16 protein-coding genes are annotated in these 16,832 nt (G+C 67.3%); 9 read left to right on the forward strand and 7 right to left on the reverse strand.

Going from position 1 to position 16,832, the window contains the following annotated elements; genetic code table 11:
- The first annotated feature begins 32 nt into the window (after positions 1–32).
- Entirely contained in the window at positions 33–422 is a 390-nt protein-coding gene (locus JLI01S_RS17650) for an antitoxin (RefSeq protein WP_068263200.1), read from the forward strand.
- 74 nt (positions 423–496) lie between these two features.
- Here JLI01S_RS17650 and JLI01S_RS08615 read toward each other — a convergent pair whose 3' ends face one another.
- Complete coding sequence (locus JLI01S_RS08615; RefSeq protein ID WP_245634569.1) at positions 497–2,497, reverse strand: MFS transporter; 2,001 nt, start codon at positions 2,495–2,497, stop codon at positions 497–499.
- A gap of 125 nt (positions 2,498–2,622) precedes the next feature.
- Here JLI01S_RS08615 and JLI01S_RS08620 point away from each other — a divergent pair, with 125 nt between their 5' ends.
- Positions 2,623–3,456: a crotonase/enoyl-CoA hydratase family protein gene (locus JLI01S_RS08620; RefSeq protein ID WP_068263205.1), complete on the forward strand. Its 834-nt coding sequence runs from the start codon at positions 2,623–2,625 to the stop codon at positions 3,454–3,456.
- Between the two features lie 76 nt (positions 3,457–3,532).
- On the opposite strand, the gene JLI01S_RS08625 is transcribed toward JLI01S_RS08620, so the two are convergent.
- Positions 3,533–4,303 (reverse strand): SDR family NAD(P)-dependent oxidoreductase, encoded by a 771-nt coding sequence (locus tag JLI01S_RS08625; RefSeq protein WP_068263208.1) that lies wholly within the window; start codon positions 4,301–4,303, stop codon positions 3,533–3,535.
- A 177-nt stretch (positions 4,304–4,480) separates the two neighbouring features.
- Here JLI01S_RS08625 and JLI01S_RS08630 point away from each other — a divergent pair, with 177 nt between their 5' ends.
- The 5 genes from JLI01S_RS08630 to JLI01S_RS08650 all read left to right on the forward strand — a co-directional run bounded on the left by JLI01S_RS08630 (position 4,481) and on the right by JLI01S_RS08650 (position 10,040).
- Complete coding sequence (locus JLI01S_RS08630; protein ID WP_068263210.1) at positions 4,481–5,656, forward strand: thiolase family protein; 1,176 nt, start codon at positions 4,481–4,483, stop codon at positions 5,654–5,656.
- A 153-nt stretch (positions 5,657–5,809) separates the two neighbouring features.
- Positions 5,810–6,952 (forward strand): amidohydrolase family protein, encoded by a 1,143-nt coding sequence (locus JLI01S_RS08635; protein ID WP_068263213.1) that lies wholly within the window; start codon positions 5,810–5,812, stop codon positions 6,950–6,952.
- A 265-nt stretch (positions 6,953–7,217) separates the two neighbouring features.
- Positions 7,218–8,666 (forward strand): carboxyl transferase domain-containing protein, encoded by a 1,449-nt coding sequence (locus JLI01S_RS08640; RefSeq protein ID WP_068263216.1) that lies wholly within the window; start codon positions 7,218–7,220, stop codon positions 8,664–8,666.
- 46 nt (positions 8,667–8,712) lie between these two features.
- On the forward strand, positions 8,713–9,042 hold the full coding sequence (locus JLI01S_RS08645) for a DUF4286 family protein (RefSeq protein ID WP_068263219.1): 330 nt from the start codon (positions 8,713–8,715) through the stop codon (positions 9,040–9,042).
- Positions 9,043–9,101: 59 nt separating this feature from the next.
- Positions 9,102–10,040: a VOC family protein gene (locus JLI01S_RS08650; RefSeq protein WP_068263223.1), complete on the forward strand. Its 939-nt coding sequence runs from the start codon at positions 9,102–9,104 to the stop codon at positions 10,038–10,040.
- A 72-nt stretch (positions 10,041–10,112) separates the two neighbouring features.
- Here JLI01S_RS08650 and JLI01S_RS08655 read toward each other — a convergent pair whose 3' ends face one another.
- From JLI01S_RS08655 to JLI01S_RS08675, 5 genes are read right to left on the reverse strand one after another with little or no spacing between them, the layout of a single operon-like run.
- Complete coding sequence (locus tag JLI01S_RS08655) at positions 10,113–10,535, reverse strand: hotdog family protein (RefSeq protein ID WP_068263226.1); 423 nt, start codon at positions 10,533–10,535, stop codon at positions 10,113–10,115.
- A 16-nt stretch (positions 10,536–10,551) separates the two neighbouring features.
- A complete protein-coding gene (locus JLI01S_RS08660; protein WP_068263229.1) occupies positions 10,552–11,076 on the reverse strand; it encodes an FAS1-like dehydratase domain-containing protein in 525 nt (174 codons plus the stop codon).
- Positions 11,077–11,125: 49 nt separating this feature from the next.
- Positions 11,126–12,547, reverse strand: coding sequence for a VWA domain-containing protein (locus tag JLI01S_RS08665; RefSeq protein ID WP_068263232.1), 1,422 nt, complete (start codon positions 12,545–12,547; stop codon positions 11,126–11,128).
- Complete coding sequence (locus tag JLI01S_RS08670; protein WP_068263235.1) at positions 12,541–13,230, reverse strand: alpha/beta fold hydrolase; 690 nt, start codon at positions 13,228–13,230, stop codon at positions 12,541–12,543. Before JLI01S_RS08670 ends, JLI01S_RS08665 begins: the two co-directional genes overlap by 7 nt.
- Positions 13,227–14,129, reverse strand: a complete 903-nt coding sequence (locus tag JLI01S_RS08675) for an AAA family ATPase (protein WP_245634570.1) — start codon at positions 14,127–14,129, stop codon at positions 13,227–13,229. The genes JLI01S_RS08670 and JLI01S_RS08675 overlap by 4 nt, the downstream gene beginning before the upstream one ends.
- A 149-nt stretch (positions 14,130–14,278) precedes the next feature.
- Between JLI01S_RS08675 and JLI01S_RS08680 the strand changes: the two genes are divergently transcribed.
- Together JLI01S_RS08680 and JLI01S_RS08685 are read left to right on the forward strand one after the other, a co-directional pair.
- The gene (locus JLI01S_RS08680) at positions 14,279–15,409 is read left to right on the forward strand and encodes an acyl-CoA dehydrogenase family protein (RefSeq protein WP_068263240.1); all 1,131 of its coding nucleotides are present in this window, start codon (positions 14,279–14,281) and stop codon (positions 15,407–15,409) included.
- 11 nt (positions 15,410–15,420) lie between these two features.
- Positions 15,421–16,665 (forward strand): acyl-CoA dehydrogenase family protein, encoded by a 1,245-nt coding sequence (locus tag JLI01S_RS08685; RefSeq protein WP_068263243.1) that lies wholly within the window; start codon positions 15,421–15,423, stop codon positions 16,663–16,665.
- Positions 16,666–16,832 lie beyond the last annotated feature (167 nt).

A 16,832-nucleotide genomic window follows, 5' to 3' on the forward strand; every position in this document is an offset into this window, starting at 1 on the left:
CCGACCGTCGGCCTCGTGACGGAGGGGTTCGGATGAGCAACAACCCGCAGCAGTTCAACGGTGGCGAGTACGTCGACAAGGCCCGTGACGCGGCCAAGGGCCACCCGGACCAGGCACGCAGCGCGATCGACAAGGTCCAGGAGGCGGCCAACCGGCGCACGGGTGGCAAGTTCGGGTCACTGATCGACAAGGCGGGCGACTTCGTCGAGGACAAACTCGGCCTGCCGGCGAAGACCGAACCGAAGGGGGAGGAGTCCGTCCCCTCGGAGCCGAGCCGTCCGTCGGAGCCCGAACCCGCGAACCAGCCTTCAGAGCCGACGCACCCGACCGAACCTCCGGCCCCGCAGGAGCCGACCCATCCGACTCCAGAACCGGACGCGGCTCAGTCCGACTCGACGGGGCCTGGCAAACTGCCCGGCTGACCCATCGGCACCAGGTGCGGGCGACCGTCGAGCGCGAGGTCGAGGCCGTGCTGAGGGCTGGTGCCCTCCGGCGATCACGCTACGGGCTCCCGGTCTGCCGAGCCCTCAGCGGCGGACATCGTTGGGGCGTCGTCGGTGATCACCAGATCGATGTCGGGGGTCCCGCCGTGGAGCGCCACGGCGAGGGACGCCGAGCGGGCCCGACGCCGATCGACTGCGGTGATGACGTAATGGTCGGGCGGGGGTAGGGGGAGGGAGTACCTCCCCTGCGCGTCGGCACGCGTGCTGGCCACCGCCTCGCCCGTGGCCCGGGTGAGGACGATCCCGGCATGCGCGACGGGGCCCTCGGGTGTGCCCACCGAGCCGGTCAGGTCGGTGCTCCTGGTGATCAGGAGCGGCTGGATGTGGCCCTCTTCGCCGAGCTCGACCAGACGAGACAGGGGATGCCAGCCCTCGGCGGAGACCACGACGAGGTACGGCCCGGGGCCGGGGACTGCCACCGCGTACCCTCCTGCTGGGTCGACTTGGCTCCAGTCGACGTGTTCGCCCCGAGGTCCCAGGACCGTGACGACGGCTTGGCCCACGGGGTCACCCGAGGTCACGACCCGGCCCGTGGCCATCATGGTCGGCGTCGGCCAGTCGTCGTCGCCGGACTCCTGGAAGTCGGTCATCCGGAACAGCGGGATCGCCATGACGGCACCGATCCCGGCGCAGAACCCCGCGATCCAGAAGGTCGACATGAGCGCGTCGAAGGTCGGGAAGACCGATCCGCCGATCTGGGTGGCGCTCATGGTGACGACCGCCGCGACCGTGGCGCTCGACGTGGAGGTCCCGATCGATCGCAGCAGCGTGTTAAGCCCGTTGGCCGAGGCGGTCTCGGTGACCGGGACCGCCCGCATGATGAGTGTCGGCAGGGCAGCGTAGGCGAGCGACGTCCCGACCCCGACGATCATGGATCCGGCGACGATCTGGAACAACGTGTGGCTGAAGAAGGCGCGGCCGACGTACGACACGGCCATCACCGTCGCTCCGAGGAAGAGAGTCATCTGCGGGCTGTAGCGGCGCGTGATCTCGGCCGAGACCGGTGCGAGGAGGCCGAAGATGACGGCGCTGGGAGCCATCCACAGACCCGTCTCCACGATGCCCAGCCCCAGTCCGTAGCCGGTCTCCTTGGGCAGCTGCAAGAGCTGGGTGCTGATGAGCATGTTGATGAACATGGCGAAGCCCATGAGTACGGAACCCGCGTTGACGAGCAGGACGGACGGGCGAGCGGCAGTGCGTACGTCGACCAGCGGGCTCGGGACGCGCAGCTCGAGGGGGACCCAGAGCCCGAGCATCACGAGACCAGCGACCGCGCTACCGAGGGTCGTCGCGCTGCTCCAGCCCCACACGCTGCCCTTGGAGAGCGCGAGCAGGACCAACGTCAGGGCCAAGGACAGCAGCACCGCACCGCGGTAGTCGAAGGCGCCCTTGGTGCGTACTCGCGACTCAGGCACCACGAGGAGGATCGCCACGAGCATCACCAGCCCGGCTCCGCCCGTGACCCAGAAGAGGGCGTGCCAGTTGAGGTGCTCGGCCATGAGGCCGGATAGCGGAAGCCCGGCGCCGGCGCCGATGGCGAGCGTGGCGCTCATCAGGGCCACGCCCAGGGGCACCCGGTGCGGGGGCAGCTCGTCGCGCATCGTGGCGATGCCGACGGGGACGAGCGCCATGCCGACTCCTTGCAAGGCCCGAGCCAGGACGGCCAGCTCCAGCGAGGTGCCGCACAAGGCTCCGACCAGAGATCCGATGATCATGATCGCCAGGGTCGCCACCATCATGATGCGCTTGCCGTACATGTCAGCCAGCCGGGAGACCACGGGTGTGGCGACTGCACCGGTGAGCAAGGTGGCGGTGACCAACCATGACGCGTTGTCCGTGGTGGTGTTGAGCAGCCGGGGGAAGTCAGGCAGCAACGGGACGACGATCGTCTGCTGCAGGGACATCACCGTGCCGGACAACGCGAGCGTCGCCATCACCGCCCATGACGGCGCTCCAGGGCGTGTCCTCTGTTGTGAGATGGCTGTCGTCGTCACGCGGTGGCTCCTTCTTCGGCAGCACTCCCGCACGAGCGAGCAAGAGGCTATTGTTCTATATTGTCTATCTATTAACGACTTGGCTAGTCCTCCGTGGCGTGCCGGTCCAACCACAGGAGGTTCTCGTGAGCGAAACGGCAACCCGAGCAGGCGGTGTCGACAGCCCGGCGCAGGAGCAGGTCCTCGTCGAGCGGCGCGGCAATGTCATGGTCATCACCATCAATCGGCCGGAGGCGCGCAACGCGGTCAACGAAGCGGTCTGCCTCGGGGTCGGTGCCGCGATCGAGCAGGCCGAGGCCGATGTCGATGTCCGCGCGGTCGTCCTCACCGGCGCTGGTGACAAGGCCTTCTGCGCCGGTGCGGACCTCAAGGCCATCAGCCGCGGGGAGCGCATCATCCCCGAGGGGGAGCCGTGGGGGACATGGGGCCTGGCCGGCTTCGTCGGTCAGTACATCAGCAAGCCGACGATCGTCGCGGTCAATGGTGTGGCTGTGGGCGGTGGCATGGAGATCGCGCTGGCCGCTGACCTCGTCGTCGCGGCCGAGAATGCGATCTTCGGGCTGCCGGAGGTCCAGCGTGGCCTCGTCGCCGGTGCCGGTGGTGCCTTCAGGATCACCCAGCAGCTGCCCCAGCGCGTCGGTGTGGAGATGTTGATGACGGGGGATCCCATCAGTGCGGAGCGAGCCCTCGAGCTCAACCTGATCAATCGGGTCACCCCCGTCGGTGGCGCGCTCGCCGCCGCCCTCGAGCTGGCCGAGCGGATCGCGTCGAACGCACCGCTCTCGGTCCAGGCGAGCAAGCGGATCGCCCTTGGCTACCGCGGATCGAGGCGACCGGTCGACGAGCCGCTGTGGCAGCACACCGCTGAGGAGTCCAAGCTCGTGACCGGTTCCGAGGATGCCAAGGAGGGGCCCCGCGCCTTCGCCGAGAAGCGTCCTCCCGTGTGGAAGGGGCGCTGACCGCGCGGGTCGCGTCGACGCACGGACGAGGGGGTGGACCTGCGCATCGCAGGTCCACCCCCTCGTCCGTGGCGGCTCAGATGTTGAAGCGCAGGGCCGCGTCGATGCGGATCGTCGTGCCGTTGAGATAGTCGTTGTCGACGATCTGCAGGGCGAGGTTGGCGTACTCGTCCGCGTGGCCCATGCGCTTGGGGTTGGGCACGCCGGGACCCCACTTCGCCTGGGCCTCCTCCTCCTCCATGCCGTAGGCGGGGGTGAAGAAGGTGCCCGGGGCGATGCACATGACGCGCACGCCGGAGGGAGCCAGGTCTCGGGCTGCCGTGAGGGTGAGCCCGATGACGCCTCCCTTGGCGGCGGAGTAGTCCGACTGGCCGACCTGACCCTCGAAGCCGGCGATGCTCGCCGTGGTGATGACGACGCCGCGCTGACCGGAGTCGAGGGGCTCGTTCTGCGACATGGCGGCTGCGGCCTTGCTGGTCACGCGGAAGGTGCCGGTGAGGAAGACGTCCACGGTCCTGGCGAAGATCGCGGCCGAGTAGGCCTCGCCCTTGCGGTTGACCATGCGCTTGCCGGCGGCCGGGCCACCGTGGACGACGACGGTGGCCCGCAGAGGAGCCAGGTCCGTGGCCGCCTTGATGGCGGCGTCGACCGACTCGTCGCTCGTGACGTCGGTGGCCACGAAGGTCGCGACATCCGAGCCGAGCTCGTCCGCGAGCTTCTGGCCCTTGTCGACGGCCATGTCGGCGATGACGACCTTCGCCCCGGCGGTGACGAGTCGGCGGACGGTGGCTTCACCGAAGCCGCCGGCTCCACCGACGACGAGGGCTGATGCGCCATTCAGATCCATGAGTATCTCCTTGGTCCTCCGCCATGCACGGCGGTCTGGGGCGACAGTGCGCCGCCGAACTTCAATGCACTAATTAGTTTACACATTTGTACTGATTGATCTAGAGTGAGCTCAAGTCCTCGCGGGATGAGTCGATCTGTCCGGGCGGGGAGTCGTCAGATTCCAGTGAGGTGTCCCGTGCCCGAAGCAGTCATCGTCAGTGCCGTCCGAACCGCCATCGGAACCGCGAGGAAGGGGTCTCTCACCGAGACCCCGGCAGAGGTCCTCGCCACCCACATCCTGCGTGAGGCCATCGACCGCTCCGGGGTCCCCGGTGACCGTGTGGACGATGTCATGTTCGCCGAGGCCATGTACGGCGGTGGGGATCTCGCTCGGTACGCAGCCGTGGACGCCGGGCTGACCCACGTGCCGGGCCAGGCCGTCAACCGTCACTGCGCCAGCAGCCTCACCACGATCGGCAACGCTGCCGCCAACATCCGCGCGGGCATGGACCGCGTCGTCGTGGCGGGTGGCGTGCAGTCGACATCGCTGGCCCCGACCTCCACCTGGCGCGTGCCGGGCACGCAGGACCAGTTCGAGGACCGCATTGCTCCGACCTTCCCCTACTCGGACGGCGTCACGGACGACGTGACCCTGTCGGTCGGCTGGAATGTCGCCCAGGAGGTCGGTATCAGCCGTGAGGAGATGGACGCCTGGGCGGTGCGCTCGCACCACCGTGCGGCCGCGGCGACCGAGGCCGGGAAGTTCCTCGACGAGATCGCCCCGATCAAGGTGACCACCAAGGACGGCTCGACCATCGACTTCGCGGTCGACGAGCACCCGCGGGCGACGTCGAGCCTGGAGAAGGTGGCCACGCTCAAGCCCCTGCACCCGGAGATCGAGGGATTCTCCATCACCGCGGGCAATGCGAGCGGCATGAACGACGCGGCGGCCGCCGTGACGATCGTCGGCGACGACGTGGCTGCCGAGCTGGGCCTCACCCCGCTTGCCACCGTCCGCGCCTGGTCTGCTGTCGGCGTGGAGCCCCGGGTGACCGGTCTCGGCGCCATCGAGGCGGCGAAGAAGGTTCTCGACCGCGCCGGCCTGCAGGCCGCCGACATCGACCTGTGGGAGATCAACGAGGCCTTCGCCTCCGTCCCCGTCGCGGCCTGCAAGGTGCTTGATCTCGACGAGGAGAAGGTCAACATCTACGGCAGCGGCTGCAGCCTCGGGCACCCGGTCGCGGCCTCCGGCACCCGGATGATCGTCACCCTGGTGCACGAGCTGCGCCGGCGCGGCGGCGGCCTCGGCCTGGCGACCATGTGCGCGGGCGGCGGCCAAGGCGGTGCGGTCATCATCGAGGTCGCAGGCTGACCGAGATCCACGAGCCCTCGCCGGGCCCGGACCGGTCCATCGACGGGTCCGGCGAGATTCCACCGAGGCATCAGGTGACTTGTCGCAATGCTTACGATACGGTTTGCGATGATCAGGTGCAAAGAGGCAACTGATAAAACGAGGAGTAATCGAATGCTGCGTGATGATGTCCAGATCGTGTCCGTCGACGACCACGTCATCGAGCATCCCCGTGTCTGGTTGGACCGGATGCCGAGCAAGTACCAGGAGGCCGCGCCTCGTATCGAGCGCATGGAGGACGGAAATGACTGGTGGATCTACGAGGGGCAGAAGGCCGGGAACTTCGCTCTGAACGCTGTGGCGGGCAAGGAATACAAGGACTTCGGGATGGACCCGCGCTCCTATGACGACATGCTCCCCGGTTGCTACCGCATCGAGGACCGGCTCAAGGACATGGATCGTGAGGGGGTCCACGCGCAGCTGTGCTTCCCGAACTTCGGCGGATTCGCTGGCAGCACCCTGCAGAAGTCCACCGACATGGAGCTGGCCACAGAGTGCGTGCGTGCCTACAACGACTTCATCCTCGACGAGTGGTGTGCCCACGATCCGCAGCGTCAGATCCCGCTGCTGACCCTGCCCTACTGGGACGTGGAGGCATGCAACGTCGAATTCGACCGCACGGTGCCCCTGGGCGCCAAGTCGTTCACCTTTCCTGAGCTCCCCGACCGCATCGGCCTGCCGTCGTGGCACACGGACCACTGGGACTCCCTGCTCGCCCGTGCGGACGAGGCCGGCATTCCCTTCTCCCTCCACTTCGGCTCGGGCGGCTCGCCGACCGTCTCACCGGAGGGTGCGAGCACGAACTTCCTCGTCGCGATCGCGGCATTTGGCACGCAGTCGATGATGACGACGATCGAGCTGCTCAACTCTCCTGTCTTCCACAAGTTCCCCAACCTTCGGATGGCGCTGTCGGAGGGCGGTATCGGCTGGCTGCCGTACATCTTGGAGCGGATGGAGACCGTCTGGGAGCGGCATCGTTGGTACAACGACGTCAATCGTGAGGTCGGGCCTCGTGAGTTGTGGGATCGAGGCCACCTCGGAGGCTGCTTCATCAGCGACGAGGCGGGCATTGCGGCGCGCCACACGATCGGGGTCGACAAGATCATGTTCGAGAGTGACTACCCGCACTCGGACAGCAACTGGCCGCACACGCGCAAGATCCTGGCCGAGTCCCTCGTCGATGTCCCAGACGACGAGGCCGAGGCCATGTGTGAGGGCAACGCGCGCAGGTTCTACGACTTCCCGAGATCTGCCTGACGCGAGGCGATGACCCCGGGGAGCTCTCTCCGGGGTCGTCGCCCCTTCCGCGGGCACACAGATCGTGTGAACTGCGTCTCGATCGCGCTGAGGTCTGGACTGAGTGGCGCCTCCGCCGTATCCTGCATAAAAGGTCAATCCTATAACTAGTAGACCGAGGACGACATGAGTGAGTTCAAGAGCATCGGCCGATGTCCGGTCATCGACGTCAGGCTCGTGCCGATGGACTTGATCGAGGGCGTCCTCGGCGGGGGGTGCTTCCGCGATGACGACTGACATCAGCGCCGCCTTCGCTCAAGAGGAGAGGTACGCCCCGGGATCGGTCGACGCGCCGCAGATCCTCGAGGAGTGGGATGGCGAACTGTTGTCCCACGACCCGCTGGATTTCGACGGGTACCGCGTGCCGGATGCCGCCGACGAGTCAGCGAGGACGGCGCGGGTGCGACTGCGCGACACGGAGGCCGTCTGGATCGACATCGACTTCCGTCGTCAGGGCGGGACGATGGGATCGGTCGCCGGTGAGCGCATCGTGCGAGCCTTCGACCGCGCGGTCGCCCTCGGACTCCCGGTGGTGGAGACCGTCTCCAGCGGCGGTGCCCGCCTCCAGGAGGGCATGGTCTCCTTGGTGCAGATGGCCCGCACCTCGTCGGCCGTGGCCAGGCACCGTTCGGCCGGGCTGCAGAGCGCTGCCTACCTGCGTTCACCGAGCACGGGTGGGGTCTTCGCCTCATGGGCCTCGCTGGCCGATGTCCGCGCAGCTGAGCCGGCAGCCATCGTGGGGTTCGGCGGCCCGCGGGTCGTCGCTCAGGTGACCGGCGAGCTCCCGCCCAAGACGTCGCACACCGCGGAGTCGGCTCTCGTTGCGGGCCTCGTCGATGCCATCGTCCCGCTCGACGAGCAGTGGGACTGGCTCGCGGCGGCGATCGGGGCGGCGACGGCACCGGGGGTGGAGCTGCCCCTTGACCGTGTGCGGGTTCCGGACTCCTCCCCGGTACCAGCCGACGACTACGAGCTGCTGGTCCGTTGTCGGGCTGCCGCTCGTGCGTCCGGCATGGAGTGGGCAGCATGGCTGACCGACTCGTGGGTGGAGATCAAGGGAAGCGACCCGGCCATCCGCGCCGGTCTGGCCACCATCGACGGTCGACGCGTCGTCGTGGTCGCCATGGACCGTCATGCCGGATCCCGACCGAAGTTCCTCCCCAGCCCGGCTGCCTTCCGCCTGGCCCAGCGAGCGATCGACCTGTCGGGGCGGCTCGGCCTGCCGCTACTCACGCTGGTGGACACCCCGGGGGCGGATCCGTCGCCCTCCTCCGAGGCGGACGGCATCGCCGGTGAGATCGCCCGGACCCTGCTGTCGATGGCCGACTGCCGCTCGGCGACCGTCTCCTTGACGGTTGGTGAGGGTGGCAGTGGCGGGGCCATGGCTCTGGCCCACACCGACCGGATGCTCATGCTCGAGGGGAGCGTGTTCTCCGTCATCGGTCCCGAAGCGGGTGCGACGATCCTGCACCGTGACGCCACGCGTGCACCTGAGCTGGCGCGCAAGCTCGGCATTGTGCCGCAGCGACTGCTCGCCATGGGTGTTGTCGACGTGGTGCTTCCCGAGGACGTCACCACGGTTCGCCAAGCGGTGTCACGGGCCATCGCAGAGGCGTCACCCGGCGAGCGGGATGCCCGCATCGACGAGCTCACGTCGCGGGCGCTCACCGCCTGATGACCAACCGTGCACCTGTCCATCACCCGACACCAAGGAGATCCGGATGAGTTCCGCCGTCCTGCTCGCCTGGGCCAGTCCCAGCAGCGTCGAGAGCACCGAACAGTTCCACCAGTGGTACGAGAGCACGCACATCCCCCAGGTGCGCCAGGCCATCCCGTCGATCCGGGAGGTGACGCGCTACGAGCTGGTCGACCCCGAGTCGGGAGCTCAGGGTCGCTTCCTTGCGGTGTACGAGATGGATGAGGCAGACGTTGCCGCTGCTGCCGCCGCCCTCGGTGGTGGGGTCGCGGCTGGACGTGTCGAGATGTCTCCGGCCATGGACGTCACCACTGCCCCGCCAGTGACCCAGTGGTACATCCGCCACACCAGCTGATCCGCTCAACATCGACGAGTCCCGGGATCTCCGGGTCGTCGCCATTCGACAGGAGAATCATGAAGAAGGAAGTTCGCAAGACCGGTGACTTCGGTATCGGCCAGATGATCCACGTGATCCACATGTCCGACGATGTCACGAAGCTCAACAAGTTCTACGAGGATGTCTTTGGCGGGTGGTGTTTCCTCGGCGGTGACGAGCCGAACTGGCTGCCTGTCGAAGACCGTTGGGCGAGCCTGTACATGGTCAGCAACGTCTGCATCGAGACGATGGCCCCCAACATGCCTGTGGACGAGACCAAGCCGGTCGGCAAGTTCTACAGCAAGTTCGGGCAGCACCTGCACTCGGTGGGCTACAAGGTCGATGACCTGGCGGGCCTGGCGGATGACCTGCTGGCCAAGGACATCTACATTGGTGCCCCCGGGGGCGGCAAGATCGAGAAGCTCGACGAGGAGACGCAGTACTTCTACCCGAGTCCGCGCGACACGGCTGGTCTGATGGTCGAGCTGTGCAAGATGGACATGCCGGACGATCCGCGGGACAAGGACACCTGGTCGGCCAACGAGCGTCGGTGGGAGAACCACCCGCTGACGATCGAGCGGTTCTCGTACGTCACGCTGGGGGTCAAGGACCTGGACGCTGCGGTCAAGACCTATGTCGACGTCATGCAGGCGGTGCCGATCGCCGACGGGGTCGACGATGACATGAAGGCGAAGTACGCGACGGTGCAGCTCGGGGACTTCCTCCTGCAGCTGGCGCAGCCCCTGGAGGTGGACTCGGACCTGGGCCGGCACGTGGAGCAGTACGGCAACTTCATCTACAGCCTGCGGTTCAAGGTCCGCGATCTGGACTCGGTGCAGGAGTGGCTGACGAAGAAGGATGTGCGCAGCGAGCGCCTGCGCGACGACCTGGTCGTGACGAACGTCGAGGATTCCCTCGGTGCGCCCATCTTCTTCACGACCGAGGAGATCCCCGGGGACCCCTTCGCTCGCAGCTGATGACGACGACGAAGGGCGTGGACCGAGATCTCGGTCCACGCCCTTCGTCGTGCGCTCAGGCGGAGTGCTTGGTCATCCCCACCGCACCGTGGCGGTGCCCGGTGCCAGCTTCGTGCCATCACCGTCCTCGGTCCACACCTCGACCTCCGCGGTCGTGATGCCGTCGGCCTCGGAGACCGCGCTCACCGTGCCACGCGCAGTCACCACCATGCCCTTGGTGTTGGCCCCGCGGAACTGGCAGGACAACGAGACGATCTGGCCGTCATCACCCATCCACCCGCGCAGCAGGTTGTGCAGGTAGGACCACTGGAGGTTGCCCATGCCGAAGGCGGTCGGGTAGCCGGCGGCCTTGCCGGCCTCGTCGTCCATGTGGATGGGGACGAACTCGTCGTTGACTGCTGCGTAGCGGTTCCAGTTGGCAAACCCCGTCTCACGCTGGAAGGGAGGTAGCTCCTCACCGATCGTGGGGCGGGGGGTGGTCGCTGTGCGGGTCATCGTGTGCTCCTTCGTCTCAGTAACGGATCAACGTGGTGATGGTGCGCTTGACGAGCTCGTCGTCCTGGTTGGTCCAGGTGTCCTGGGTGTGGCTGAAGAGCATCAGCCCCAGTCGCCCCTCACGCTCGGTGTACTCGCCCAGCACCCGGGCGCTGGTGATGACGTCTCCCGGACGGATCCGCACGCCGTACTCCACCGCCATGCCGCCGTTCAGCTGGAAGCGCAGGCCTGGACCTTCGATCCCGGCCTGGATCTCGGTGTTGTCGGGGTTGTTCGGCTCGACCGGGGCGTCAGGGGCGTGGGGGGTGTGCTCTGCGACGCTCCATGCGAAGGGGTTGAACTCCTCCGGTGCGACGATCCCGCCGTTGACCGTGGCGGCGGCATGGTCCGGGTCGAAGAACAGCGCGGGTGCCGGCTCAGGCCAGTAGACGGCCAGGGCCCACTTGCGGATGTCGGACTCACTGACAGGGTGACTCACAGTGCGGGCGAGCTGGGTCCCCACGGCGGTCGTCATGGCCTCCGAGATGTTGCTGGTTGGCATGTGCTGTCCTTCGGATCTAGATGGTTGGGTGGGTGGTTCTGGTGAAGGGTCAGGCCAGCGCCTGGATGAATGCCTTGAGCTGGCGGACGTTGCGGCACTCGAACACCGCATCGCAGTGCGGGCTGTACTCGCTCATGATCGAGTCGCCGTCGTCCCAGGACACGGCACGTTCCGGGTTGAGCCAATAGGTGGCTGCGGCCCGGCCGGTGACATCGGCCAGGCTCTCCGCGGAGGGTCGTCGGTAGTTCGAGCGCCCGTCCCCGAGGATGATGATGATGCTGCGGCTGCCGACCTGGCTGCCCCAGCGCTCCTGGAAGGTGCGGAAGGCGCTGCCGTAGTCGGATCTGCCGTCCAGCAGGATGCCGGCGTCGACGTCGTCGATCCGCTGGGCCGCATCGGCGATGTCGGTGCTCTCGGCCAGGAGTTCGGTGACCTCATCCATCCCGTCGACGAAGACGAAGCTGCGCACGCTGCGGAAGGTGCCCCGCATGGCGTGCGTGAGCGCCAGGGTGAAGCGGGCGAAGGTGGCGACGGAACCCGAGATGTCCGCGAGGACGATGAGCTCGGGTTTCGGAGGGTGTGGTGGCCGGAACCTTGGCGTGATGGGGATTCCGCCGGTCGACATCGAGGCCCTGATCGTGCGTCGGAAGTCCAGATGGTGATTGCGGACGTGTCGTCGCTTGCGGGTCACGGCGCTGGACAGCTGCTGGGGGAGGGGACGCAGGAGATCTTCGAGGGCCTCGATCTCTTGCGTCGACGCGGTGAGGAAGTTGACGTCCTCGGGAAGGGCTGCCCGAAGGCTGTGTGCCACGGCGTCGGCTCCTCGGTCGGCGACCAGCCGTCGTCTGACCTCGGCCTCGATGGCCTGGCGCAGGGTCTCGATCCGGCGGTCGGCCGCATCTTCGCGCAACCGGTGGCGCAGATCCCCGCCCGGCGCACCGTCCTCTGGCTGGGTGGGGGCGGACAGCCGCAGGCGCAGGTCGTCGACCCCCAGTGCGCGCAGGACTCGGAAGACGGCGAAGGTCCCTGCGACCGGCTGGCCTGGGACGAGGCCGGCGTGACGTGTCACCAGCTGGATGCTCAGCGGTCGTAGTGTCAGGTCGTCGTCCGCGGCGATGGTCCGGAAGACCAGCTCCCGCACCTCGTCGTCAGACAGCAGGTCGAATCGGGTGCGGGTCGTGCCTGTGCTTCCTCCGGCGTGCCCGGACGGGTCGGTTACCTCGTCGTCGCTGGTGGTCTCCAGATCCAGCGGATGGGATGAGCCGGCGAAGAACAGGTCGAAGGCGGTGTTGAAGGTGGCCCGGTGCCGGGCCGACTTCACCAATGTCGTCGCCAAGGCAGAGCGCACGTCTGATCGCTGGCTGATGTCGACATGCCTCAGGCAGCGCACGGCATCGATCGCCTCGGTCGTCGACACCGGGACGCCGACCTCGCGCAGCTCCGAGATCAGGCCCTCGACCGCGGTCAGCACGGTTCGTCGCCCACCGTGGAGATGAAGCTGAGGACCGCCGCCTGGCACTGGAAGCTCGTCGGCGTCGCGAAGTGATCCGTCCGGCGGAGCGTGAGCAGCCGTGCATCAGGCAGGGCAGCCACGAGCCGGTCAGCACCGGTCGGCTCCTTGTCGCCCAAGCAGGCCAAGACCGGTACCTGGGCGGACGCCGCACTGTCGAAGTCGGGCAATGGTGGCATGGTGCGGACGTAGTCGGCGACGAGGGTGAGGTCGTTGCCTGCGCCCAGGGCCATCTGCGCCAGCAGCCGGGCCATCACTGAGGAAGACTCGTCTGCGTGCTCGAGCTCGTCGGCGAGCTCCGGGATACCGGTGGTGCGACGCTCGATCAGAGCGTCACTGAGACCGAGGAGTGACACACAGCGAAATGCCTCGGGTCGCTGCACGATGGCGTCGTAGAGGGCAGCGGCCCCGGCCGAGAAGCCGATGGCGTCGACCGGGCCGTCGCCGATCCGCTCGAGCAGACGCTGCGCGGCGCTGTCACCCTCGCCGTTGAGCGCCGGCTCGGACCCGTGCCCGGGCAGCTCCACCGGGATGATCTCGCGACCCTCGGTCTCCAGGAGGTCCACCCAACCGGTCTCGCGCCAGTTGTGCTCGAAGGTCGAGCCCATCCCGTGGATGAGAGCGACGGGGGGCAGCGAGGTCATGAGGTCACCCCGAGGAGCTCAGCCCCTGCCCGCTCGATGTCCGACTGGTTCTTCAGCAGGATCGGCAGGTGACGGACCACGGTCTGCGTGTCGACGTCGACGGCGCCGACGAGCATGAGGGTCTGCGCCCAGTCGAGCGTCTCGGACACGGACGGGTGCTTGCGCAGGTCGAGCCCGCGCAGGGTGCGCACGATCTCGCTGACCTGGGTCGCCAGGTGCTCGCTGATCCCGGGGACGGACTGGAGGATGATGTCTCGCTCTCGCTCGATGCTCGGGTAGCCGAGGTGGAGGAAGAGACACCTGCGCTTGAGGGCCTCCGACAGCTCGCGGCTGTTGTTGGAGGTGAGCAGGACCATGGGGCGACGCACGGCGGTCACGGTGCCGAGCTCGGGCACCGAGACCTGGAAGTCGGACAGGATCTCAAGGAGGAGTGCCTCGGTCTCCACGTCCAGCCGGTCCACCTCGTCGATGAGCAGGATCGTCTCCTGGTCACTGCGGATGGCTTCGAGCAGGGGGCGGGGCAGGAGGTACTCCTCGCTGAAGATGTCCTCCTGAAGTGCCGACCAGCCGTCCTGTTCTTCGCCGGCTGCCTGGATGCGCAGCAGCTGCTTGCGGTAGTCCCACTCGTAGAGGGCCTTGGCCTCGTCGAGCCCCTCATAGCACTGCAGCCGGATCAAGCGGGCTCCGCTGATGCGCGCAAGGGCCTTGGCGAGCTCGGTCTTGCCGGTGCCCGCGGGGCCCTCCACGAGCACGGGCTTGCCCAGTGCACTCGCGTAGTACACGGTCGTGGCGGTCTCCTCGTCGGACACGTATCCGGTGGCGGAGAGCTGGGCGGAGATCTCGGCGGGGGAGCTCAGGGCAGCCAGCAGCAGGGTTTGTTCTTCGAGCTCGACAGTCACGTGTGCCTCCATCAGAACGAGTTCATTACCAGTGCATATAGTACAATGATTTGACAGAATTGCACCATCAGTGTTGTGCTGCATCTCGCAGCCTTCATCGCCCCCGAACTCGCACACGGGTCGGGGCCCAAACTCCGAGGGAGTCCCGGATGGACCTAGCGCTCACTCCAGACCAGAAGACCTTCGCGTCGACGACGCGCAGCTTCTTGGACAAGAACAATCCTGTCGGCACAGTCCGTGACCTTCCTGACGCGCCCGAGGCGTTCGACAGGACCTGGTGGGGGAAGGGAGCCGAGCTCGGTTGGACGGCGATGCTCGTCCCCGAGGAGCTCGGTGGCGGCAGCGTCTCCGGCGAAGGTGTCCGCGACCTCGCGATCATCGCTGAGGAGCACGGACGCGTCGTCGCGCCCGGAGCCCTGCTGCCGGTCAGCATCGTGCTGGCTGGCCTCGTCGAAGCAGCCCGGGACGGCAGCGACCACACGTCGGAGATCGAGGGTCTTGTCGCGGGCGAGCTCCTTGCCACGTGGGCCGTCTACGAGCCGGGCGCTGGCTGGGCACCCGGTGCGCCCGCCACCACCGCACGCGCCGAGGGTGACACCTTCGTGCTCGATGGCATCAAGGACCGGGTGGAGATGGGGGACCAGGCCGACCTGTTCCTCGTCACCGCCTCGACGCCGGAGGGGGTGACGCAGTTCTTGGTGCCCAGCGACGCGCCTGGGGTCACCGTGACGCCTGAGTGGACGCTCGACCTCTCGCGCCGCTTCGCCGAGGTGCGCTTCGAGGGCGTCAACGTCCTGGCCAGTGCTGTGGTGGGCCAGGTGGGAGAGGCGACCCCTCTCATCGAGCGTCAGCTTCAGGTGGCTCTCGTGCTGCAGGTCGCGGAGATCTGCGGAGGACTGGAGCAGGTCTTCGCGTTCACGACGCAGTGGGCCTTCGACAGGTACTCCTTCGGGCGTCCGCTGGCCTCCTACCAAGCTCTCAAGCACCGCTTCGCGGACATGAAGATGTGGATCGAGGCCTGCCAGGCGACGTCGGGCGAGGCGGCGCGCGCGGTGCAGGACCGGTCCGACGACGCTGCCGAGCTGGTCAGCGTCGCCAAGTCGTATGTCGCGAGCTACGCCGTGAAGATCATCCAGGACTGCGTGCAGATGCACGGCGGCCTCGGCGTCACGTGGGAGCACGACCTCCACCTATACCTGCGGCGCGCCACCGTGGACCGGGCTCTGTATGGCACGCCCGAGGACCACCGTCGCCGCATTGCCGACTTCATGAAGCTCTGAGAGGACAAGCCATGACTGTGACAGACGTGATCGAGGACGTTGAGGCCTTTCGGCTCCGGGCTCGGGCCTGGCTGGCCGACAACATGCCCAAGCTCGACCCCGATGCAGTGCCGCCGGCTCCCGGCGACGACGACGAGGAGTGGGTGAAGACGCGGGAGCTGCAGAAGAAGCTCTACGCAGGTGGCTTTGCCGGCATCTGCTTCCCCAAGGAGTACGGCGGCCTCGGGCTCTCGCCGGCACATCAAGAGGCCTTCAGCCAGGAGTCCGAGCCCTACCAGATGCCGCTTCTGCTCAACGTCCCCACGTTCAGCATCTGTGCGCCGACGATCCTCGACATGGGGTCCGAGCAGCAGAAGCGTGACCGGATCTCTGCCGCGATCCGCGGCGACGAGATCCTCGTCCAGTTCCTGTCGGAGCCGAGCGGTGGGTCCGACCTGGCTGGCCTCATCACGCGAGCTGAGAAGGACGGGGACACGTGGGTCATCAATGGAGCCAAGACCTGGTCGACCTGTGCCTATGCAGCCGACTGGGCACTGTGCCTCGCACGTACCGACTCCGATGCACCCAAGCACCGTGGTCTGACGATGTTCCTCATCCCGACCAAGGCTGAGGGCATCGACATGCGGCGCATCACGCAGGTCAACGGCTCGACCGAGTTCTGCGAGGAGTTCTTCGACAATGTCGTCGTCCCCGCGGACGCCGTTGTCGGCGAGGTCAACGACGGGTGGGCCGTCGCCTCCCGTCAGCTCTTCCATGAGCGCACGGCCGTCGGTGGTGGATCTCCCTACGTGAGTGGACGGGGGACCGGACGCTTGTCGACCCCGCCCTCGGACCTTGCCGAGATCGCCCGGGCGTTTGGTCGCAACGAGGACGAGGCCGTGCGTGAGCTGGTCGGCGAGAGTCGTGCCCAGCACGTCGTCCAAGACCAGCTGATCCGGCGGGTCAGCCAGGGGATCGAGTCCGGTGTCATGCCCGGACCGGCTGCGTCGATCATGCGCCTGTTCCATGCCGAGACCCAGTGGATGCTCGACGACCACGCCATCACGATCGCTGGCTCCGGCGGGGTCACAGGCAAGGACAACCAGTCGCTGGCGGCGCAGCTGTCGGTCAACTACCTCATGCGCCAGGGATCCAGCCTCGGCGGCGGCAGCACTGAGATGTCGCGCAACATCATCAGTGAGCGGCTGCTGGGTATGCCCCGCGAGTATGCCGCGGACCGCGATGTCCCGTTCCGTGAGGTAAAGCGCGGTCGCTGAGGGTGCGCCGACGAATGCTCCCGGTCAGGTGCTCAACCTGACCGGGAGCATTCGTCTGTCATGGTGCTCCGCCGACAGAGCCTGCGTCAGGGTTTCAGATGTCTGCGAAGGCCATCGATGAGGAAGGCCATGCCCGCCTCGAACTCTTTGTCAGAGGCGAAGCTCCG

The organism is Janibacter limosus NBRC 16128, assembly GCF_001570985.1.
Taxonomy (GTDB): domain Bacteria; phylum Actinomycetota; class Actinomycetes; order Actinomycetales; family Dermatophilaceae; genus Janibacter; species Janibacter limosus.